The following is a 20,816-nucleotide window of genomic DNA, read 5'->3' on the forward strand; positions in this document are numbered from 1 at the left end:
CCCGGCGGCGCCCTCGAGGGGGCCGCAACCGACGGCCTGGCGGAGCCAGATCCGTGGTGGCCGCTTGACGAGACCGAGACATGCACGCACTTCTTCGTTCCTCCATCGTCTCAATGTCGGGCGTCCTGTTCGTCGCCTGCACCAGCATCCCGTCGCTCACCCCGCCGCCACCGGTGGAGGTGGCCACGCCCACCAGCGCGCTGCCGCAGCCGCTGCCGGTGGCCGCGCAGCCCAACGGCGCCATCTTCCAGCCGGCGGCCTACCGGCCGCTGTTCGAAAGCCACCGCGCGCGGCTGGTCGGCGACACCATCGTCGTGCAGATCGTCGAGAAGGTGTCGGCCAGCCAGCGCTCGACCAGCAGCGTCGACAAGTCGGGCAAGGTCGAGGCCGGCCTGTCGGCCGTGCCCTTCCTGCGCAACAGCTCGCTGACGCGCAGCTCGGCCTCGGGCAGCTCCAGCAACAGCTTCGAGGGCAAGGGCTCGACCGAGAACACCAACGACTTCTCCGGCACCATCACCGCCACCGTCACCGGCGTGCTGCCCAACGGCCACCTGCTGGTGGCCGGCGAGAAGCAGATCGGCGTCAACCACAACGTCGACGTGCTGCGCTTTTCCGGCCAGATCGACCCGCGCAGCATCCAGCCGGGCAACCAGGTGCAGAGCACGCAGATCGCCAACGTGCGCATCGAGCACCGCGGCCGCGGGCAGCAGGCCGACGCGCAGGGAATAGGCTGGCTCAGCCGCTTCTTCTTGAACCTTCTGCCGATCTGAGGCCGCTCAAGATCCAGGCATGGCTGCCGTACCCGTCCGTCCCACCATGCCCCCCTCCGTTCGCAAGCTGCTCCGTGTCTGCGGCCAGGCCGTGCTGATCATCGCGGCGGCCGCCTTCGGCGCGCTGCTGCTGGCGCCGCACCGCGCCCAGGCCGCCACCCGCATCAAGGAGGTGGCCGCGGTGCAGGGCGTGCGCACCAACCAGCTCACCGGCTACGGCCTGGTGGTCGGCCTGGACGGCACCGGCGACCAGACCACGCAGACCCCCTTCACCACGCAGAGCCTGAACGCCATGCTGCAGCAGCTGGGTGTGACGGTGCCCGCCGGCACCGCCATGCAGCTGCGCAACGTGGCCGCGGTGATGGTGACGGCGCAGCTGCCGGCCTTCGCCCAGCCGGGCCAGGCCATCGACATCACCGTCTCCTCGCTGGGCAATGCGCGCAGCCTGCGCGGCGGCACGCTGATCGCCACGCCGCTGCGCGGCGCCGACGGCCAGGTCTATGCGCTGGCGCAGGGCAACGTCGTCGTCGGCGGCGCGGGCGCCTCGGCCGGCGGCTCCAAGGTGCAGGTCAACCACCTTTCGGCCGGCCGGGTGCCGCAGGGCGCGACGGTCGAGCGTGCGGTGGCCACGCCGCTGGTGCAGGGCGACACCCTGCAGCTGGACCTGATGGCGGCCGACTTCAACACCGCCCGCGCGGTGGCCAACGCCATCAACGCCGCCAAGGGCGCCGGCGTGGCGCAGGCCATGGACGGCCGCACGGTCGCCGTGCGCGCGCCGATGACGCCGGGTGAGCGCGTCGCCTTCCTTGCCGACATCGAGAACCTGCCGCTGAACCTGGCCGCACCCGCCGCCAAGGTGGTGATCAACGCCCGCACCGGCTCGGTGGTGATGAACCAGGCCGTCACGCTGGAGGCCTGCGCGGTGGCGCACGGCAACCTGTCGGTGACCATCAGCTCGCAGCCGGTGGTCAGCCAGCCGGCGCCGTTCTCGCAGGGGCAGACGGTGGTCGGCGAGAAGGCCGACATCACGATGAAGCAGGACGCCGGCGCGCTGGTCAACATGCCGGCCGGCGCCAAGCTGGCCGACGTGGTGCGCGCCTTGAACGCGCTCGGCGCCACGCCGCAGGACCTGCTCGCCATCCTGCAGGCGATGAAGAGCGCCGGCGCGCTCAACGCCGAGATCGAAGTGATTTGAGGTGAGTTGATGTCCGCGATCCCCACCACCCAGTTGCCCAACGCCGTGATCGGCGGCCTGGCCGCCGACGGCCGCGGCCTGGACGCCATCAAGTCCAAGGCCGGCCAGGACCCGAAGGGCGCCATCCGCCAGGCGGCGGTGCAGTTCGAGTCGCTCTTCATGCAGGAGCTGATGAAGGGCATGCGCCAGTCCACCATGCCGGGCGGCCTGACCGACGGCGGCGAGGGCGGCAAGCTGGCCACCGACCTGCTCGACACCCAGTTCGCCACCAAGATGAGCGGCCAGCCCGGCGGGCTGGCCGACATCATCGCCCGCCAGCTGGAGCGCCAGATGGGCGTGCCGGCGGGCACCGATGTCTCCAAGGGCACGGCCGCCGCCGCCGCGCTGCGCAGCGGCACGACGGCGACCACCGCCCAGGCGCAGGGCGCCCTCGGCAAGGCCAGCGACTTCGTCGCCCGCAACCAGGACGCCGCGCGCGAGGTGGAGAAGCAGACCGGCATCCCCGCCGGCTTCCTCATCGCCCAGGCGGCGCACGAGACGGGCTGGGGCAAGAAGGAAATCAAGAACGCCGACGGCAGTTCCGCCAACAACCTGTTCGGCATCAAGGCCGGCGCCAACTGGAAGGGCGCCGTCGCCGAGGTGACGACCACCGAGTACGTCAACGGCCAGCCGACCAAGGTCAAGGCCAAGTTCCGCGCCTACGCCAGCGTCGAGGAGTCCTTCGCCGACTACGCGAAGCTGATGAAGGACAACCCGCGCTACGAGCGCGTGCTGGCCAACGCCGGCACCGCCCAGGGCTTCGCCCAGGGCCTGCAGAAGGCCGGCTACGCCACCGACCCGGCCTACGCCGACAAGCTGACCCGCGTCATCAACACCACGCTGCGGCTGCAGCGCACCCTGACCGCCTGAGGCTGAGGACATGGGTACCGGCGCCTTGATGAATTTGGGCATCCGCGCGATGTTCGCGGCCCAGGCCTCGCTGGAAACCACCGGCCACAACATCTCCAACGCCAACGTCGACGGCTATTCGCGGCAGACCGCGGTGCTGACGACGTCGCAGGGCCAGTTCACCGGCGCCGGTTTCTTCGGCAAGGGCGTGGAGGTGACCACCGTCACCCGCGACTACGACGAGTTCCTGACCCGCGAGGCGGCCACCACCAAGGCGATGGCGGCCTTCGACAGCGCGCGCGAGGCGCAGCTGCGCCGGCTGGAGACGGTGTTCCCCACCGGCGAGGCGGGCATCGGCTTCGCGGTCAACCGCTTCCTCAACTCGATGTCGGACCTGGCGTCCAAGCCGCAGGACAGCTCCTCGCGGCAGGTCGTCCTGTCCGAGGCGCGCAACGTCGCCGGCCGCTTCGCCGCCGCGTCCGCGCAGCTCGACAGCTTCCAGCAGGGCATCGGCTCCGACCTCGGCGTGGCGGTGACGGCCGTCAACGGCCTGGCCAAGCAGATCGCCGACGTCAACGACCAGATCGCGCGCGTGCAGGGCCAGGGCCAGCCGCCCAACGACCTGCTCGACCAGCGCGACCGCCTCATCTCGGAGATCAGCCAGTACGTGCAGGTGACCACCCAGCCGGTGGCCGACGGCACCGTCTCGGTGTTCATCGGCGGCGGCCAGCCGCTGGTGCTGGGCAGCCGCCACGAGCAGTTGGAGCTGGTGCCCGACCGCTTCGACGGCGCGCAGAGCCGCGTCAGCATGAAGGGCACCGGCGCCATCCTGCACACCGAGGCGCTGGGCGGCGGCTCGATCGCCGGCCTGCTGACGGTGCAGGACACCGACCTGCGCGACGCGCGCAACCTGCTCGGCCAGCTCGCGGCGTCGGTGGCCGGTGCGGTCAACGACCAGCAGTCCTACGGCCTGGACCTGCAGGGCAACGCCGGCGCCCCGGTGTTCGCCGTCGGTGCGGCCCGCGTGCTGCCGGAAAAGGGCAACAGCGCCGCCAGCAACGCCAACGTGACCATGACGGTGGCCGACTGGCGCCAGCTGCAGGCCAGCGACTACCGGCTCGAGGTCAACCCCAACACCACCGGCGCGTCGGACGCCTACCGCGTCGTGCGGCTGACCGATGGCGAGGTCTTCACGCTCTCGGACAGCGGTGTCGCCAACACCAGCGACGGCCTGGTCGACGGCATGCAGGTCGGCATCGCCGGCGGTGGCTTCGGTGCCGGCGAGGCCTTCGTGCTGCAGCCGGTGGCCCGCGCCGGCAGCGGCATGAGTGCCCAGATCACCGACCCGCGGCAGATCGCGGCGGCCTCGGCGCTGGTGGCCACCGGGGCCGGCGGCAACAGCGGCAGCGCGGTGGTCGGTTCGCTGCAGGTGCTCACCACGGCCAGCGCGCCGCTGCAGGGGGCCAGCGTCGTCTTCACCGACAACCTCGGCAACTGGGAGCTGCGGGACAGCGGCGCCAACGTCCTGGGCAGCGGGCAGTGGACCGCCGGCAACCCGGTGATCGAGAGCAACGGCATCCGGCTCACGCTGTCCGGCACTCCGAAGCAGAACGACAGCTTCGGCCTCGCCGCCAACACCGCCTTCGCCGGCGACAACGGCAACGCCCTCGGCCTGCTGGCGCTGCGCGACCAGCGGCTGGTCGACGGCGTGACCTTCACCGACGCCTACGCCGCGGCGCTGGCCGACGTCGGCGTGCGCGTGCGCAGCGCCGACGCCGCCGTGCAGACCTCGGGCCAGCTCGCCGCGTCCGCGGAGGAGGCCGTCAAGTCGCGCACCGGCGTCAACGTCGACGAGGAGGCCGCCAAGCTGATGCGCTTCCAGCAGAGCTACCAGGCCGCGGCCAAGATCCTGCAGGTCGCGCAGTCCGTCTTCGAGACCCTGCTCGAGACCGCCAGAACCTAATCCACCATGCGAGTCGCCACCTCCAGCGCCTACGACAACGCCGTCGACACCCTGCAGAAGCGCCAGCGCGAGCTGGCCGAGCTGCAGATGAAGCTGACCAGCGGCAAGCGGGTGGAGCGCGCCAGCGACGACCCCGCCGCCGCGGCCCGTGTGGAACGGGCGCTGGCCACCGTCGGCAACCTCGACGCCGACCAGCGGGCGCTGTCCGCCGGGCAGAACGCGATGACGCTGGCCGAGTCGGCGCTGGGCAATGCCGGCGAGCTGCTGCAGCAGACGCGCGAGGCGCTGGTCGCCGCCGGCAACGCCAGCTACAGCGCCGGCGAGCGCAAGGCCCTGGTGCAGCAGCTGCAGCAGCTGCGCGGCCAGCTGCTGGCGGTGGCCAACAGCACCGACGGCTCCGGCACCTACCTCTTCGGCGGCCTGTCGCCCGACCAGCCGCCCTTCGACGCCGCCGGCAACCCGACCGCGGTCGACGGCACGCTGCGCAGCGGTTCGGCCGACGGCATGCCGCTGACGGTCAACGGCCGGCGCGCCTTCTCGCAGGTGATGAGCGGCAACGGCGTCTTCGAGACCGCCCGCGCGGCGACCAACACCGGCGACGCCTGGATCGACGCCGGCCGCGTCGACGACCCGCGGCTGTACGACGGCCAGACCACCTGGTCGATGACCTTCACCGTGGCCGCCGACGGCACCACCACCTACGACATCACCGGCAGCGACGGCAGCGTGCCGGTCAGCGGCGCCGCCTACCAGACCGGCCAGCCGGTGGTGCTGGCGGGCGCCGGCCTGCGCTTCACCGTCAGCGGCCAGCCAAAGGACGGCGACCGCTTCGACGTCCAGCCGTCGACGCCGGACCTGAGCGTGTTCGCCGTCTTCGACAACGCCATCGCCCAGCTGTCCGACACCAGCCAGACCGCCGGCCAGCGGGCGCAGACCGTGCAGACCAGCCTGCGCGACCTGGACGCCGCCGCCGGCTCGCTGATGGCGCTGCGCAGCGAGGTGGGCCAGGTGCTCAACCGCGCCGACCTGGCCACCGACCGCAACGGCCAGATGAAGGTCTTCGCCCAGGGCGAGCAGTCGCAGGCACAGGACCTGGACATGGTGGAGGCGATCTCCGAGTTCACCAACAAGCAGACCGGCTACGATGCCGCGCTCAAGGCCTACGCGGCGGTGCAGAAGCTCTCGCTGTTCCAGTACATCTGACGCCCGGCCGGCGACACCGTCGCCGCGCCCCCACCCGGACCTTCCATGAACGACCATCCCATCCTCGGACAGGTGGTGCTCGGCTATTCGCCGATGATCGACCGCGCCCGCAGCGTCATGGCCACCCGGCTGACGGTGTTCCCGGTGCGCCCGGACCTGCAGGTCGACGCGGCCGAGCTGCTCGCCGCGGTGGCCGCCACCTGGCCCGAGGCCGGCGGCAAGGTGGTGCTCAACATCGCCGGCGAACAGCTGCTGGCCCAGCTGCTCGGCGCCGCACCGGCGCCCAACCTGATGGTCGAGGTGCCCGCCTTCATGGCCGGCGACGAGGGCCACACCGAGGCGCTGCGGCAGCTCTACGGCCGCGGCAACACGCTGCTGATCAAGGGCGTGCCGCTGAAGCCGCTGCCGCAGGCGCTGCTGGCCTGCTTCCGCTACGCCATCGTCGACCTGTCGGAGGACCGCCGCGCCCAGGCCGGTGCCCTGCAGGGCGCGCCGCGGGCCATCCCGGTGGTGCAGTCCGGCATCCGCACCGTCGGCGAGATGGGCCAGTGCCTGCAGCGCCCCGACGTCGTCGCCGTGCTCGGCTGGCCGGTCGACGACGTGCTGCAGGCCGGCGCCGACAAGGGCGGCACCCGCTCCGACATGCAGACCGTGGTCGAGCTGATGCAGCGGGTGGACAAGGGCGAGCCCGGCGAGCGCATGGAGGCCACGCTCAAGCGCGACCCCACGCTCGCCTTCAAGCTGATGCGCTACATCAACTCGCCGGCCTTCGGCCTGTCGGTGGAGATCAGCTCCTTCCGCCATGCCCTGATGATGCTGGGCTACCAGCGGCTCAAGCGCTGGCTGGCGCTGCTGCTGGCCTCGGCCAGCCAGGAGCCGGACATGCGGCCGGTGATGTTCGCCGCCGTGCGCCGCGGCCTGCTGATGGAGGAGCTGTCGCGCGCCGCCGGCGGCGACGACGAGCTGCGCAGCGAGGCCTTCATCTGCGGCGTCTTCTCGCTGCTCGACAAGATGATGCGCCAGCCCTTCGCCGAGCTGCTGAAGTCGATCCCGGTGCCCGAGCGGGTGCACCAGGCGCTGGTGCAGGGCCAGGGGCCCTTCCAGCCCTACCTGGACGTGGTCCGCGCGGTGGAGCAGGAGTCGCTGTTCGACATCCGGGCCGCCGCCGACCAGCTGATGATGAGCGTGCAGGAGGTCAACCGGGCGCTGCTGCGGGCCCTCGCCGCCGCGGCCCAGCTGGACTGACCGCGCGGTGCGTTTCGGTCCGCTGAAGGGCAGCCGCCCGGGCGCCGCCACCGCCACTGCCCCCGGCGGCGACACCGAGCCGCCGCCCAGCCTGGCCGAGGGCGCCGGCCGCGAACTGGCGCGGCTGCTCTGGCAGTCGCCGTTCCTCGCGGTGCTGCTCGATGCCGCGCAGCGCCGCTGCCTGGCGGCCAACACCGCCTTCACCGACTGGAGCGGTTACGACGTCGAGGCCCTCGCCGCCGCGCCGCCGCGCCCGCCGCTGGACCGGCCGCCGGCCACGCGCAACGAGGAGCGGGCGCTGGTCGACGCCCACGGCCAGGAGCGCTGGTGCCGCGGCACCGAGCTGGCGATGACGGGCCTGAAGGGCGAGGCGCTGGTGCTCGTGGTGCTGCAGGACTGCACCGCCGAGCGGGTGGCGCGCGAGCAGGCCGACCGCAGCGGCGCCGAGCTGGCGCAGTGGTTCGACCTGAGCCCGCTGGGCCTGGTGGTCTTCGACGAGGAGGGCCTGGTGCTGCGCTGCAACCCCGCCTTCCAGGCGCTGGTGGGCGAGGCGCCCACGGTGCTGCAGGCCGCGCCGCCGGCGCTGCGCGAGCTGCTGGGCTGGCCGCCGTCGGCACACGACGCGGCCGATGCCGCGCCGCGCGAACGCAGCGCCTCGCTGCACCTGCCCGACGGCCGTCGCCTGCGCCTGCGCGCGCTGGTGCGCCCCTTCGCCGCCGGCGGCTCGCGCCGTCGCTTCATGGCGGTCGTCGAGGACCGCAGCGCCGAGGAGGACCGCGAGCTGGCGGCCCTCGAGATCGGCGCCCTGATGGACACCGCGGCGATCGGCGTCGCCACCTTCGAGGAGTCGCACGGCTGGGTCACCTCGCAGGCCGGGGCGTCGGCCCGGCAGGCGCCCGGGCGCGGCGGCGCCAGCGGGCTGCAGGCCATCAGCCGCGAGCTGGTGGAGCCGGCCTCGCTGCCCGAGTACGAGCGGCTGCAGCAGGCGCTGAAGAGCGGCGAGCGGGCCGAGGTCCGCTACGCCGTGCGCCACCCCCAGGCCGGCCTGCGCTGGCTGCTGACGCGGGTCGAGCCGGGGCAGCTGGCCTCCGGCCGGCGCACGCGGTCGGTGGTGACGCTGGACGTCACCGAGCAGGAGCAGGCCGACGCCCGCAACGAGCAGCTGCTGCGCGAGCTGTCGACGCTGCTCGACGGCTCGGCCGCCGGCATCGCCTACCTGCGCAGCGGGCGCATCGAGCGGGCCAACCCCGCGCTGGCCGCGCTCACCGGCTACGCGCCGGCGGAGCTGGCCGGGCTGGACATGGCCGAGCTGTTCGACAGCCTCGCCGCCTTCGCCCGCTACCGCGAGCAGCAGGAGCCTGTGCTGGCGCGCACCGGCCGGCTGGTCGAGGAGCGGCGGCTGCGCCGGCGCGACGGCAGCCTGCTGTGGGTGCAGGTCAGCGAGCGCCTGGTCGACGAGAACGACCCGGCGGCCGGCGTCATCTGCTCCTTCGTCGACATCGACGAGCGCCAGCGCGCCCGCGAGGCGCTGGCGCTGCAGGCCGAGCGCAACCGGGCGCTGCTCGATTCGGTGCTGGTGGGCATCGTCACGGTGGGCGAGCACGGCATCGAGTGGATGAACCGCTCGGCCCGGCGCATGTTCGGCGGCGAGCTGGCCGACTTCGTCGGCGAGCCGATCGCCACCGTCGCCACGCCGGAGCCCAACCACCCGCTGCGCCGCACCGACCGCTTCCTGCGCCTGGGCGAGGGCCGCAGCGAAAGCTTCGAATGCCGGCTGCAGGGCCGCGACGGCCGCACCTTCTGGGTGGTCGGCAACGCGGTGCTGACGCGCGACGCCGCCGGCCAGCAGCTCACCTTCGCCCTGCTGGACATCGAACGCCGCCGCCAGGCCGAGGTGAGCATCGCGCAGACGCAGGCGTCGCTGCAGCGCATCCTGGAGACCGCGCCGCTGGCCATCGGCCTGCTGGAGGCGCACAGCTGGCGGGTGCAGCAGATCAACCAGCAGGCCGGCGCCTTCCTCGGCACGCCGGTGGGCCGGGCGGTCGGCCAGCCGCTGCAGCGGCTGCTGGAGCCGGGCTTCTTCGAACAGGTGCGGCAGGACCTGGAGCAGGCGCTGGAGCAGGCACCGCTGCGCGGCGGCGCGCTGGTGCGCGAGTACCCGCGCACCAGCGGCGGCCGCACCCGGATCTTCGAGTCGCGCTACGTGGCGCTGACCGCGGCCGACGGCCGCGCCGAGCAGCTGCTGTTCGTCGCCAGCGACGTCACCGAGCAGCGGGCGGCCGAGCAGGCGCGGCTGGAGGCCGCCGTCGCCCAGCGCGACATGCTGGTCAAGGAAGTGCACCACCGCATCAAGAACAACCTGCAGGGCGTGGCCGGGCTGATGCAGCAGCTGGCGCACCGCCAGCCGGCGGTGGCCCCGGTGATCACCGAGGCGGTGGGCCAGGTGCAGGCCATCGCCCAGGTCTACGGGCTGCAGGTGGGCGCTGCCGGACCGCTGCAGGCCACCGAGCTGCTGCAGGCGGTCAGCCGTTCGGTGCAGCGGGTGTTCGGCCGCGAGGTGGTGGTGGTGATCGAGGGCGAGGCGCCGGCCGACTGGTCGCTGCCCGAGGCCGAGGCCATCCCCGTCGCGCTGACGCTCAACGAGCTGCTGACCAACGCCATCAAGCACGGCCCGGGGACCGCCCCGGTGCGCTGCCGCCTGCTCAGCGAGCCGCAGCGGCTGACGCTGGAGGTGCGCAACCCCGGCACGCTGCCCGACGGTTTCGCCATCGGCGTGCTGCGCGGCGGCGTCTCGGGCCTGGGCCTGGTGCGCGCGCTGCTGCCGCGGCGCCACGCCACGCTCAGCCTGGAGGCCGACGGCGGCGACGTCTGCGCCCGGGTGGTGCTGCTGCCGCCCTCGGTGCGGCGCGCCGCGCCCGGTCGGACGCAAGAACTCCCGACGCCGCCGGCCGGCCGCCTCACGGACAATTCCGCCATCGACGAACGACGGCGGGAGGGCTGATGGCGACGACAGGGCAGGTGCCGGGCGAGGCCCGGGGGCGCATCCTCGTCGTCGACGACGACCGCCTGGTGCTGGCCACGGTGGTGCACGGCCTGCGGCAGGCCGGCTACGAGGTGATCGACGCCGACAACGGCGACGACGCCATCCTGCTCGCCCGCGAGCACCGGCCGGACCTGGCGCTGCTGGACATCCGCATGGAGGGCAAGACCGGCTTCGACGTCGCGGCCTACCTGCGCGAGTACCTGCAGGTGCCCTTCGTCTTCCTGTCGGCTTTCTCCGATGCGCAGACGCTGCAGCAGGTGAAGGCGCTGGGCGCGCTGGCCTACCTGGTCAAGCCGCTGGACGTGTCGCAGATCGTGCCGACGGTGGAGGCCGCGCTGGGCCGCGCCGCCGCCGAGCGGGCGCGGCCGGCCGCGCCGCCGGTGCCCGCGCCCGGGGTGCTGACGGACGCGGTGCCGATCGCCGTCGGCGTGCTGATGCACCGCTACTCGCTGGCCCGCGCCGAGGCGCTCGAACGCCTGCGCCGCCAGGCCGACCAGGAGGGCCGGTCGCTGCAGGCGCAGGCCGAGAAGCTGGTCGACGCGGTGGAACTGCTGGCCGCGGCCGGCGGGGCCTGAGCGGTCCCGCCCGGCCGCCGGGCCCGACTACGCCAGCGCCGGTTCGGCCACCGGGGTCGCCACGGCGGCCTGCCGACGGCGCCGCGCCACCAGGCCGATCGCACCCAGCCCCAGCGCCATCAGCGCATAGGTCTCCGGCTCCGGGATCGCGGCCACCTGCAGGGTGGTCGAGGCCAGCTGCTGCATGCGCAGCACGTCGGCCGGCGCGATGCCGAGGTCGCGCGCGGCCTGCTCGTCGGCGCCCAGGCTCAGCGGGTCGAGGCCGGTGACGCTGCCGAAGACGGTGAGCGCCTCCAGGTAGCTGCCGTACAGGCTGGCGTGGTAGCTGTCGCTGGCCCACAGGTTGCGCTGGCCGGCGGTGATGCCGTCGTAGGGGTTGGGGTCGGCGTAGCCGGTGCGCCACGCCAGGTCCCAGGCCGCCCCGACGGGGATGACGCCGTCGATGCCCGGCACGGTGGCCGCGGCCAGCTCGTAGCCCGCCCGCACGTCGCGCGACATGGCGTAGATGTCCTGGCCGAACCAGGCGCCGGTGCGCGGGTAGGTCTGGTCGGCGCGCGACCAGGTGGCCATCAGGTTGATGTCGACGTTCGGGTTCTGCCGCTCGAACAGGCCGACGAACAGCGCGCTGTACTGCAGCAGCGTCGCCGGGTTGCCGGGCCGCGCCGCGTCCAGCGTCGAGAAGGTGTGCATCACCACGTGGTCCCAGGGCCGGTCGAGCAGGGACCGCTTGGTGTTGTAGTGCAGGTCCAGGCCGCTGCCGCCCACCGTCTCCAGGCTGACGGCGTAGTCCAGGCCCGCCTGCGCGGTGAAGGACTTGAACAGCGCCGGGATGCCGCCGATGTTGGTGCCGTTGAGGTCGGTGACGGTGGACGGTCGGTACGTCTGCACCGCCGAACCCTGGGCGTAGGTGAAGCTGTTGCCGATGAAGACGATGGTCTCGACGGCGGCGGCCGGTGTGGCGCCGAACGCCAGCACCACGCCGGCGGCGGCCAGCCAGCCGCGTGCGGCCGGAACGGCTTGATGGGAAGGGGTCACGGATGTCTCCTGTGCGTTTCTTGGACGCTCGCCCGCGAGGCGAGCGCGGCACAGGGGGCAATTAACGTTCCGTGTACGTACCAGTCCCGACGAGGGACACCGGCCGGCTCGGCGCGCTGGCGGTCGCCCCCGGCAGCGTGAAGTAGAAGCGGGCGCCCTGGCCGACCTCGCTCTCGGCCCAGACGTCGCCGCCATGGCGGCGCACGATGCGACGCACCGAGGCCAGGCCCACGCCGGTGCCGGCGAAGTCGTTGGCGCTGTGCAGCCGCTGGAAGACGCCGAACAGGCGGTCGGCGAAGCGCATGTCGAAGCCGGCGCCGTTGTCGCGCACGACGAAGGCGGCGCGGCCGTCGTGCTCGGTCGCCTCGAAGGCGATCTGAGCGGCTTCGCGCTTGGTGCTGTACTTCCAGGCGTTGCCGAGCAGGTTTTCCAGCACCAGCCGCAGCAGGGTGGGGTCGCCGGTGGCGCCCAGCCCGTCGGCGATGTCCACCTGCACCGTGCGCTGCGGCGACTGGCGACGCAGGTCGTCGACGATGAAGCGCGCCAGCTGCGACAGGTTGACCGGTTGGCGCTGCAGCGGCTGGGTCGACAGCGCGCTCAGCGACAGCAGTGCGTCGATCATCGTGTTCATGCGCGCGCGGCCGCCCCCAGCACCCGGTCGAAGTGGTCGTTGCCGATGCGGTCCAGCAGGCGGCCGTAGTCCTCCTTGAGGATGCGGGTGAAGCCTTCCACCACGCGGATCGGCGCGCGCAGGTCGTGCGAGATGGTGTAGATGAACGACGCCTGCTCGGCCGGCTCGGCGCCGGCGGCCGCGGTCGCCCGGGGCAGCAGGCCGAGCAGCAGCAGGGCGGGCGCGCCGTCGCCGCGGTCGGCGCTGTGCTCCAGCCGGGCCTCCCAGTCGCCGACGGTGGCGCTGCCGCCGCTGGCCACCAGCGGCGCCAGGGCCGGGCCCAGGCCGTCGGGCAGGGCGGCCGTCAGGGCCTCCAGGTCGGTGGTCTCGGGCGTGGGGCGCCGCGGCAGCAGCTGCGCCGCCGCGTCGTTGCTGTGGACCAGCGTCCAGCGTGCGCCCGCATGCGGCTGTTCGAGCAGCCAGACCGGACCCGGCCAGGCCTTGAGCAGCAGCAGCAGGGCGGCGTGGTCGCCCTGCTGCGCGCGCTCGACGTCGATCGGCCGGGCCGTGCCCAGGTAGCCGGCGAAGCGACCCTCGGCGTCGTAGCGCGGCACGCCGCGCAGCCGCCAGGTGGACACCGCGCCCGGGCCGCCGCGCTGACGCACCTCGACGTCGAGCAGCGGCTGCTGGGCCTGCAGCCGCTGGCGCAGCGCGTCCTGGCCGTCCTCGGTCTCGAAGCCGTCCCACAGCGGCTGGCCGGTGCGGCCGATGGCCGACCAGTGCACCGCCGGCGCCCCCACCGCCGGCGTCCAGGCCTGCAGCCGGTGGGCCACGTCGGTGCGCCACTGCCACTGGTCCAGCAACTGCGGCTGCAGCTGCAGCGTCAGCCGCGCCTCGCGCAGCGCGGCGGCGTAGCGGCGGGCGGTCCACTGGTGGGCGGCGACGGCGGCCAGGCCGGCGACGGCCGGCACCGCCGTCAGCGCGAGCACCGACGACAGCACCACCGCACCGCCCTCGGTGCCGTTGCCGTCGGACAGCAGCAGCGCCAGCAGGCCGGCGACGCCGAACACCGCCAGGGCGGCGGCGGGCCAGGCCCAGCCGGGACCACGGCCCCGCCCGCTGCCACCGACGGCCATGGGCGGCAGGGCGGGATCGCGCTCGGCAGGCATCGGGCGATTGTAGGGAGGCCCCTCGCGGCCCTGCCGCGCCGCTCAAGTTCGCCCGCCGCCGGCCGATGCACCGGTGGCGTCCTGTGCAGGCGACGCGCCCCGGCAGCGGCCGGCTCGCGCTACGCTGTGGTCTGCGGCCGGCAGTTGTCGGCGGCGTCCACTGCCACCGCTTCTCCGCCTTCCACCATGCTGCTGTGCCGCCTGCCCTTCCCGATCGCCCACGCGCCGGTCGCCGACCCGTCCGGCGCCGGCGGCGCCACGCCGCTCGACCGGCTGCTGGCGACGCTCGACGCGGACGCCGTGCAGCGGCTGCGGCAGCTCGACCCCACCGGGGCGGCCGGCCTGTTGCCGCGGGTGCTCAAGGCCTTCGAGGGATCGTTGCAGCGGCTGCTCGTCGACCTGCACGAGGCGCGCAGCTCGGGCGACTGGTCGAAGGTGCGCCATGTGACGCACACGCTGAAGTCGTCGTCGGCCAGCGTCGGCGCCCTCGAGCTGTCGCGCAGCTGCGCGGAGATCGAAGCGCGCATCCGACAGGAACAAGTCGACGGACTCACACCGTGGCTCGATGGTATGGTCGTCGAGAGCGAGCGACTGCTGGCCCTGCTGGGCCCTGCGCTTGCCGGTAGAACATGAACCTGCCCACCGCCTTCGCCGACGAGGACCTGCGCGAGCAGCCCCGCGTGCTGCTGGTCGACGACGACGAGGTGAACCTGATGCTCACCGGCATCGCGCTGCGCGAGCGGGGGTTCGTCATCACCGAGGCGGCCAGCGGCGAGCGTGCGCTGGGCCTGCTGGCCGAGCCGCCCGACATCATCGTGCTCGACGCGCTGATGCCCGGGATGGACGGCTTCGAGACCTGCCGCCGGCTGCGCGAGCTGCCCGGCTTCGAGAACATGCCGGTGCTCATGCTCACCGGCCTGGACGACGACGCCTCCATCCAGCGCGCCTACCGGGCGGGCGCCACCGACTTCTTCGTCAAGTCGACCCAGTGGAGCCTGCTGGCCGGCCGTCTGCACTACCTGCTGCGGTCGTCGCGCACCCGGCAGGAGCTGGAGCGCAGCAAGGCCAAGCTCGCCCGCGCCCAGGACCTGGCCCGCATGGGCAGCTTCGACTGGCGCCGCGCCGACACCTCCCATGCACATCCGCACGCCGGCGGGCTGTCGATGTCGCCCGAGGGCCTGCGGGTGTTCGGCCTCGGGCCGCACGAGCGCCTGAGCCTGCGCGAGGTGCTGCGGCTGGTGCCGCCGGTGGAGCGACGGCTGCTCCTGCGCGTGCTGCACGACGCCATCAGCAACGCGTCGGTGCTGGCCACCGACGTGCCGGTGACGCTGCTCGACGGCCGCCAGCGCATCGTCCACGTCGAGGCCGAGCCCGAGTTCAACGAGCACGGCCAGAGCATCGGCTACACCGGCATCGTGCAGGACGTGACCGACCGCCGGCTGGCGGAGGACCGCATCCGCCACCTGGCCAACTTCGACGCGCTGACCGGCCTGCCCAACCGGCGCCAGCTGATCTACCGCACCGAGCGCGCGCTGGAGCTGGCGCGGCGGCTGGGCCACCCGGCCGCGCTGCTGCTGATCGACCTCGACCGCTTCAAGATCATCAACGACACCCTCGGCCATGCCGCCGGCGACGAGCTGCTGGTCGAGGTGTCGCGCCGGCTGCGCGGCTGCGTGCGCCACAGCGACCAGGTGATGGACGGCACGCTGGAGGCCATGGGCGCGCGGTCGCACCGCAGCCTGGAGGCGGTGGGCCGGCTGGGCGGCGACGAGTTCGTCGCCCTGCTGCCCGAGGTGGCCGACGAGCGCGACGCCGAGCGGGTGGCCAACCGCGTGTTGGAGGTCATGCGCGAGCCGATCTTCGTCGGCGGCCAGGAGTGCTTCGTCACCGCCAGCGTCGGCATCGCCATGTTCCCGCGCGACGGCGCCACGGTGGCCGACCTGCTGCGCAATTCCGACGTGGCGATGTACTCGGTCAAGTCGCAGGGCCGCAACTCGGCCACGCTGTACAGCCCCATGCTCGCCGGCCAGGGCCGCGAGAAGCTCGAGCTGGAAAGCGCGCTGCACAAGGCCATCGAGCGCGACGAGCTGGTGCTGCACTACCAGCCGAAGATCGACGTGCGCGCGGCCCGCATGGTCGGCGCCGAGGCCCTGATGCGCTGGCAGCGCGGCGGCACGCTGGTGCCGCCCGGCGACTTCATCCCGCTGGCCGAGGAGACCGGCCTCATCGTGCCGCTGTCCGAATGGGCGCTGCGCGAGGCGGCGCGCCAGGCGCGGCTGTGGCAGGTGAACTTCGGCTTCGCCGATTCGATCGCGGTCAACCTGCCCAACCGCCTGTTCGAGCGCTCCGACCTGGTCGAGACCATCCACGACGCGGTGACCGCCTACGGCGTGCCGCACCGCGCGATCCAGCTCGAGATCACCGAGACGGGCCTGATGAAGGACCTGCAGAACGTCATCCCGTCGCTGCACCGGCTGAACGAGATCGGCGTCGAGATCTCGATCGACGACTTCGGCACCGGCTATTCGTCGCTGGCCTACCTCACCACGCTGCCCATCTCGGAGCTGAAGATCGACCGCAGCTTCGTGCGCGACCTCGGCATCACGCCGCAGAGCTCGGCGGTGGTCACCGCCATCATCGCGCTGGCCCGTTCGCTGGGCATCCGCGTCGTCGCCGAGGGCGTGGAGAACCTGCGCCAGATGGACGTGCTGCACCGCCTGGGCTGCACGGTGATGCAGGGCTTCCTCTTCAGCCGGCCCATCCCGCCGGACGACCTGGAGCAGTGGCTGAAGCAGACCGTGCTGCCGCGCAAGGCGCCGTGGATCGGCCGCGCCGACGAGCTGCGTGCCGGCGAGCTGGCCAGCGAGGGGCCGCGGCTGGTCAGTGGCGCCTGAGCCGGCGCCCGCCGTGGTTGCGATGAACCGGTCCACCGAGCGCGGCGCGCCCCCCGTCTGCCGAGCCGGCGCTGTCGCCGGCCGCCATCGCCAAGGGCGCGTTGCGCCGCCTGGCCGCCGCGCGGCTGGAGCCCACCCCCGAGCACTACGCCCGCGCCTATGCCGAGGAGGCCGGCCTGCCGCCGCCGGCGACCGCCGCGCCCGTGACCCCGCCCGCCGAGCCCGCGCCCACGGCCGACTGGGCGCCGCTCATCGAGCGCATCGCCCGCGGCCTGGAACGGGGCGGCCGCCAGTGGACCGCGGCGCGCAAGAAGGACAGCCTGCAGCGGGTGCTGGACGGTGCCCGCCGCGACGACCAGCGGCTGGCCCAGCGGCTGCGCCAGCTGCTCGCCGGCTGGGAATCGGACCAGGACGACAGCGGCATCGAGGTCGAGGCCGGCCCCGGCACCGGGGAGGGCGCCGTCCTCCAGCCGGCCGTGGCGGCGCCGCAGCCCGCCGCGTCGGCCGGCGCCGACCAGTGGCCGCGGGTGGTGCCGCCGCTGCAGCGCACCGTGGCGGCCGCGCTGCCGACCGACGACCCGCGGGCGCTGGCGCTGGCCGACGAACTGGCCGGCCTCGCCGACGGCCTGGCCGCGCAGGGCCCGACGGCCGACCTGCTGGCGGCGCTGGACGACGCCTGCGAACGCGCCCGCCGGCTGCTGCAGCACCGCCACCACCTGGTCGAGGAACTCGCCACGCTGTGCCGCGAGATGGCCGGCGGCATCGTCGAGCTGGCGGAGGACGACAGCTGGGCGCAGGGCCAGGCGCAGGCGCTGCAGCTGCGCCTGGGCGACGAGCGGCTCAGCACCCGCGGCGTGCGCTCGGCGGTCGACCTGCTGGCGCAGACGCGCGCTCGCCAGCAGCAGCTCAAGGGCGAACGCGACCGCGCGCGCGAGGCGCTGAAGGCGCTGCTGCAACGGCTGCTCGCCGAGCTGGGAACGCTGGACCGGCACACCGGCCGCTTCTCCGACAGCCTGGGCCGCTATGCGGAAGTGATCGAGCGGGCCGATTCGCTCGACAGCCTGGCCGGCACCGTGCGCGAGATGGTCGAGGAAAGCCGGGCCGTGCAGCAGCGCGTCGGCGACACCCGTTCGCGCCTGCAGGCCGAGCACGACCGCGCCGCCGAGCTGGAGCAGCGCGTGCGCGACCTCGAGGGCGAATTGCGCCGGCTGTCCGACGAGGTGTCCACCGACACGCTGACCCAGATCGCCAACCGGCGCGGCCTGGTGCAGGCCTTCGAGCAGCAGCGCGCGCAGATCGAGCGCGAGCCGGCGCCGCTGGCCATCGGCCTGCTCGACGTCGACAACTTCAAGAAGCTCAACGACAGCCTGGGCCATGCCGCCGGCGACACCGCGCTCAAGGCGCTGGCCGAGCAGGTGAAGGCGTCGCTGCGGCCGCAGGACCTGATCGCCCGCTACGGCGGCGAGGAGTTCGTCGTGCTGCTGCCCGGCACCGACGTCGACGAAGGCCGGCAGATCCTCACCCGGCTGCAGCGCGGCCTGTCGGGCAGCCTCTTCCTGCACGACGCGCAGCCGGTGTTCGTCACCTTCTCCGCCGGCATCACGCAGTGGCGGCCCGGTGAATCGCTGGAGGTGGCGCTGGAGCGGTCGGACGAGGCCCTGTACGAAGCCAAGCGCACCGGCAAGAACCGCACGTGCGCCGCCTGACCCCACCGACGAGGAGCCACCGATGCAGATGTCGCCGCAGGACCTGATCGCGCTGCTGCGGGTCGAGCCGCTCGAGCACAACCTCTTCCGCGGGCAGAGCGCCGACATCGGCAGCCCGCAGGTCTTCGGCGGCCAGGTGCTGGGCCAGGCGCTGATGGCCGCCGGCCGCACCGTGCCGGGGGACCGCTCGGTGCATTCGCTGCACGCCTACTTCCTGCTGCCGGGTGACAAGCGCGCGCCCATCGTCTACGAGGTCGAGCGCATCCGCGACGGCGGCAGCTTCACCACCCGACGGGTGGTGGCCATCCAGCACGGCCAGCGCATCTTCAACTTCGCGGCGTCCTTCCACACGCCCGAACCCGGCGTCGAACACGCCGACGCGATGCCCGAGGTGCCGCCTCCCGAGTCGTTGCGCAGCGAGGACGACCTGCGCCGCGAGTTCGCCCCCCGCGCGCCGGCGGCGCTGCGCCGCTTCTTCGAGCCGACCGCGCTGGAGATCCGGCCGGTGCAGACCTTCCACCCGCTGCAGCCCACCCCGATGCCGCCTCGCTTCGAGAGCTGGATGCGCTGCCGCGAACCGCTGCCCGACGAGCCGCTGCTGCACCAGGCGCTGCTGGCCTATGCGTCGGACTGGGGCCTGCTGCGAACGGCCATGCTGCCGCACGGCCTGAGCTTCATGGACAAGGGCCTGCGCGTGGCCAGCCTGGACCACGCCATGTGGTTCCACGGCGACTTCCGGCTCGACGACTGGCTGCTCTACGCCACCGAGTCGCCGCGCGCCGGCGGCGCCCGCGGCTTCTGCCGCGGCCAGGCCTTCACGCGCGACGGCCGACTGGTGGCGTCGATGGCGCAGGAAGGGCTGGTGCGCCGCGTGCCCCCGCCGGCGGCGGCCTGACTCGGTCGCCGCGCACCGGCTTCGCCGAATCGAACGCGCGCAGAGGCACGGGACAGCAGCGAGTCGGCCGCGACGCCCATGAAGACCGAACTCGAGAAGATGCTGGCCGGCGAGCCCTACCAGCCGCTGGACCCTGACCTGGTGGCGCGCCGCCAACGGGCCCGGCAGCTGTGCCAGGCGTTGAACACCGGTGCCGAGGCCGACACCGACGAGCGTCGGCGGCTGGCCCAGTCGCTGTTCGGCCGCGGCGGCGATTCGGTCTGGCTGCAGCCGCCGTTCTTCTGCGACTACGGCGCCAACATCGAGCTCGGCGAGCGGGTGTTCTTCAACGTCAACTGCGTGGTGCTCGACGTCTGCCGGGTCCGCATCGGCGACTTCACGCTGTTCGGGCCGGCGGTGCAGGTCTACACCGCGCTGCACCCCATGGACGCCGCACGGCGCCGCCGCGAGGAGTTCGGCCGGCCGGTCGACATCGGCAGCGATGTCTGGGTCGGCGGTGGCGCGATCGTCCTGCCCGGCGTCCGCATCGGCTCACGGGCCGTCATCGGGGCCGGCAGCGTCGTCACCCGCGACGTGCCGGACGGCGTGTTCGCGGCCGGCAACCCGTGCCGGGTGGTGCGCGAGTTGGAGGGGTGAGCTGGGGGCGCTGGCGGAGGCTGTGAGATTCGAACTCACGGGCCCTTGCGGGCCGGCAGTTTTCAAGACTGCTGGGTTAAACCGCTCCCCCAAGCCTCCGCTGCGGCGTCGATTGTCTCAGGTCGTCCCGGCGCCTGCGCCTGTGCGCACGCGACCTGGATGAGCTCGCGCCGGCCGCCGTCGACGCGCATGGCGCTGAGCTGTCCGCCCCACACGCAGCCGGTGTCCAGCGCCAGCAGGTCGGGCCGCTGCAGCAGGCCGAGCGTCGACCAGTGGCCGAAGGCGATGGGCGTGCCGGCGCTCCTGCGGCCGGGCACGTCGAACCAGGGCATCAGCCCCTCGGGCGCCCGGTCGGCGGCTTCCTTGACCTTCAGCTCGAGCCGGCCGTCGGCGCTGCAGAAGCGGATGCGGGTGAGGGTGTTGACCACGAAGCGCCAGCGGTCGGCGCCGGCCAGCGCGTCGTCCCACCGGTCCGGGTCGTTGCCGTACATCACCTGCAGGAAACCGCAGAGGTCGGGCCCGCGCAGCAGGTGTTGGACCTCGGCCGCCAGCGCCAGCGTCTGTGCCGCGTCCCACTGCGGCACCACGCCGGCGTGCAAGCACAGCCAGCCGGCGTGCTCGACGGCCAGCGGGCGCTGCCGCACCCAGTCGACCCAGGCCGCGCGTTCGGCCGAGGCCAGGATGGGCGCCAGCGTGTCGCTGCGGTGCTCGCGCCGCACGCCGGCGGCGACGGCGAGGAAGTGCAGGTCGTGGTTGCCGAGCAGGCAGGTGGCCGAGGCGCCGAGCGAACGCAGCCGCTGCAGCGTGGGCAGCGACTGCGGCCCGCGGTTGATCAGGTCGCCGAGCACGACCAGCCGGTCGCGCGAGGGCGAGAAGCCGCTCACCTCGAGCAGCCGGTCCAGCGCGTCGCAGCAGCCCTGCACGTCGCCGATGAGCAAGTCCATGCGGGCGATTCTGCTACGCTGCCGCGGGCCCTTCGCCCTGCCTTC

Annotated in this window: 16 protein-coding genes, 1 tRNA gene and 1 pseudogene; 13 read left to right on the forward strand and 5 right to left on the reverse strand. The window is 73.4% G+C overall.

Annotated features, from left to right (window positions below; all coding sequences use genetic code 11):
- Positions 1-80 precede the first annotated feature (80 nt).
- From LRS07_RS10190 to LRS07_RS10225, 8 genes are read left to right on the forward strand one after another with little or no spacing between them, the layout of a single operon-like run.
- Positions 81-770 (forward strand): flagellar basal body L-ring protein FlgH, encoded by a 690-nt coding sequence (locus LRS07_RS10190; protein WP_260501804.1) that lies wholly within the window; start codon positions 81-83, stop codon positions 768-770.
- Positions 771-816: 46 nt separating this feature from the next.
- Positions 817-1,965, forward strand: a complete 1,149-nt coding sequence (locus LRS07_RS10195) for a flagellar basal body P-ring protein FlgI (RefSeq protein WP_260501805.1) — start codon at positions 817-819, stop codon at positions 1,963-1,965.
- 9 nt (positions 1,966-1,974) lie between these two features.
- Positions 1,975-2,874, forward strand: a complete 900-nt coding sequence (flgJ, locus tag LRS07_RS10200) for a flagellar assembly peptidoglycan hydrolase FlgJ (protein WP_260501806.1) — start codon at positions 1,975-1,977, stop codon at positions 2,872-2,874.
- Between the two features lie 10 nt (positions 2,875-2,884).
- Positions 2,885-4,816 (forward strand): flagellar hook-associated protein FlgK, encoded by a 1,932-nt coding sequence (flgK, locus tag LRS07_RS10205; protein ID WP_260501807.1) that lies wholly within the window; start codon positions 2,885-2,887, stop codon positions 4,814-4,816.
- Between the two features lie 6 nt (positions 4,817-4,822).
- The gene (gene flgL / locus LRS07_RS10210) at positions 4,823-6,019 is read left to right on the forward strand and encodes a flagellar hook-associated protein FlgL (protein WP_260501808.1); all 1,197 of its coding nucleotides are present in this window, start codon (positions 4,823-4,825) and stop codon (positions 6,017-6,019) included.
- Positions 6,020-6,064: 45 nt separating this feature from the next.
- A complete protein-coding gene (locus tag LRS07_RS10215) occupies positions 6,065-7,264 on the forward strand; it encodes an EAL and HDOD domain-containing protein (RefSeq protein ID WP_260501809.1) in 1,200 nt (399 codons plus the stop codon).
- Between the two features lie 7 nt (positions 7,265-7,271).
- Positions 7,272-10,265, forward strand: coding sequence for a PAS domain S-box protein (locus LRS07_RS10220; RefSeq protein WP_260501810.1), 2,994 nt, complete (start codon positions 7,272-7,274; stop codon positions 10,263-10,265).
- Positions 10,265-10,882 (forward strand): response regulator, encoded by a 618-nt coding sequence (locus tag LRS07_RS10225; RefSeq protein ID WP_260501811.1) that lies wholly within the window; start codon positions 10,265-10,267, stop codon positions 10,880-10,882. Before LRS07_RS10220 ends, LRS07_RS10225 begins: the two co-directional genes overlap by 1 nt.
- Before the next feature lie 27 nt (positions 10,883-10,909).
- Here LRS07_RS10225 and LRS07_RS22240 read toward each other — a convergent pair.
- From LRS07_RS22240 to LRS07_RS10240, 3 genes and pseudogenes are all read right to left on the reverse strand, one after another.
- Positions 10,910-11,038: pseudogene (locus tag LRS07_RS22240) on the reverse strand (PEP-CTERM sorting domain-containing protein); the annotation flags it as partial.
- Positions 11,039-11,978: 940 nt separating this feature from the next.
- Complete coding sequence (locus tag LRS07_RS10235; protein WP_260501813.1) at positions 11,979-12,539, reverse strand: sensor histidine kinase; 561 nt, start codon at positions 12,537-12,539, stop codon at positions 11,979-11,981.
- Between the two features lie 5 nt (positions 12,540-12,544).
- Positions 12,545-13,696: a PAS domain-containing protein gene (locus LRS07_RS10240; RefSeq protein ID WP_260501814.1), complete on the reverse strand. Its 1,152-nt coding sequence runs from the start codon at positions 13,694-13,696 to the stop codon at positions 12,545-12,547.
- A gap of 186 nt (positions 13,697-13,882) precedes the next feature.
- Between LRS07_RS10240 and LRS07_RS10245 the strand changes: the two genes are divergently transcribed.
- The 5 genes from LRS07_RS10245 (at position 13,883) to LRS07_RS10265 (ending at position 19,827) form a co-directional block, all read left to right on the forward strand.
- Complete coding sequence (locus tag LRS07_RS10245; RefSeq protein WP_260501815.1) at positions 13,883-14,329, forward strand: Hpt domain-containing protein; 447 nt, start codon at positions 13,883-13,885, stop codon at positions 14,327-14,329.
- A complete protein-coding gene (locus tag LRS07_RS10250) occupies positions 14,326-16,590 on the forward strand; it encodes a putative bifunctional diguanylate cyclase/phosphodiesterase (RefSeq protein WP_260501816.1) in 2,265 nt (754 codons plus the stop codon). Before LRS07_RS10245 ends, LRS07_RS10250 begins: the two co-directional genes overlap by 4 nt.
- Positions 16,591-16,691: 101 nt before the next feature.
- Positions 16,692-18,296 carry a GGDEF domain-containing protein gene (locus LRS07_RS10255; protein WP_260501817.1) on the forward strand — a complete coding sequence of 535 codons (1,605 nt, stop codon included), beginning with the start codon at positions 16,692-16,694 and terminating at the stop codon, positions 18,294-18,296.
- 22 nt (positions 18,297-18,318) lie between these two features.
- Positions 18,319-19,191, forward strand: a complete 873-nt coding sequence (tesB, locus tag LRS07_RS10260; protein WP_260501818.1) for an acyl-CoA thioesterase II — start codon at positions 18,319-18,321, stop codon at positions 19,189-19,191.
- Positions 19,192-19,269: 78 nt separating this feature from the next.
- The gene (locus LRS07_RS10265) at positions 19,270-19,827 is read left to right on the forward strand and encodes a sugar O-acetyltransferase (RefSeq protein WP_260501819.1); all 558 of its coding nucleotides are present in this window, start codon (positions 19,270-19,272) and stop codon (positions 19,825-19,827) included.
- Between the two features lie 11 nt (positions 19,828-19,838).
- Here the strand turns inward: LRS07_RS10265 and LRS07_RS10270 are convergent.
- Both LRS07_RS10270 and LRS07_RS10275 read right to left on the reverse strand, forming a co-directional pair.
- Positions 19,839-19,926, reverse strand: a tRNA-Ser gene (locus tag LRS07_RS10270).
- Positions 19,890-20,771, reverse strand: a complete 882-nt coding sequence (locus tag LRS07_RS10275) for a symmetrical bis(5'-nucleosyl)-tetraphosphatase (protein ID WP_260501820.1) — start codon at positions 20,769-20,771, stop codon at positions 19,890-19,892. The genes LRS07_RS10270 and LRS07_RS10275 overlap by 37 nt, the downstream gene beginning before the upstream one ends.
- Positions 20,772-20,816 lie beyond the last annotated feature (45 nt).

Source organism: Aquabacterium sp. J223 (genome assembly GCF_024666615.1).
GTDB lineage: Bacteria > Pseudomonadota > Gammaproteobacteria > Burkholderiales > Burkholderiaceae_C > J223.

Coding starts and splice junctions, on each gene's coding strand:
- LRS07_RS10190 (WP_260501804.1), top strand. CDS start 81: ATGCACGCACTTCTTCGTTCCTCCATCGTCTCAATGTCGGGCGTCCTG.
- LRS07_RS10195 (WP_260501805.1), top strand. CDS start 817: ATGCCCCCCTCCGTTCGCAAGCTGCTCCGTGTCTGCGGCCAGGCCGTG.
- flgJ (WP_260501806.1), top strand. CDS start 1,975: ATGTCCGCGATCCCCACCACCCAGTTGCCCAACGCCGTGATCGGCGGC.
- flgK (WP_260501807.1), top strand. CDS start 2,885: ATGGGTACCGGCGCCTTGATGAATTTGGGCATCCGCGCGATGTTCGCG.
- flgL (WP_260501808.1), top strand. CDS start 4,823: ATGCGAGTCGCCACCTCCAGCGCCTACGACAACGCCGTCGACACCCTG.
- LRS07_RS10215 (WP_260501809.1), top strand. CDS start 6,065: ATGAACGACCATCCCATCCTCGGACAGGTGGTGCTCGGCTATTCGCCG.
- LRS07_RS10225 (WP_260501811.1), top strand. CDS start 10,265: ATGGCGACGACAGGGCAGGTGCCGGGCGAGGCCCGGGGGCGCATCCTC.
- LRS07_RS10235 (WP_260501813.1), bottom strand. CDS start 12,539: ATGATCGACGCACTGCTGTCGCTGAGCGCGCTGTCGACCCAGCCGCTG.
- LRS07_RS10240 (WP_260501814.1), bottom strand. CDS start 13,696: ATGCCTGCCGAGCGCGATCCCGCCCTGCCGCCCATGGCCGTCGGTGGC.
- LRS07_RS10245 (WP_260501815.1), top strand. CDS start 13,883: ATGCTGCTGTGCCGCCTGCCCTTCCCGATCGCCCACGCGCCGGTCGCC.
- LRS07_RS10250 (WP_260501816.1), top strand. CDS start 14,326: ATGAACCTGCCCACCGCCTTCGCCGACGAGGACCTGCGCGAGCAGCCC.
- tesB (WP_260501818.1), top strand. CDS start 18,319: ATGCAGATGTCGCCGCAGGACCTGATCGCGCTGCTGCGGGTCGAGCCG.
- LRS07_RS10265 (WP_260501819.1), top strand. CDS start 19,270: ATGAAGACCGAACTCGAGAAGATGCTGGCCGGCGAGCCCTACCAGCCG.
- LRS07_RS10275 (WP_260501820.1), bottom strand. CDS start 20,771: ATGGACTTGCTCATCGGCGACGTGCAGGGCTGCTGCGACGCGCTGGAC.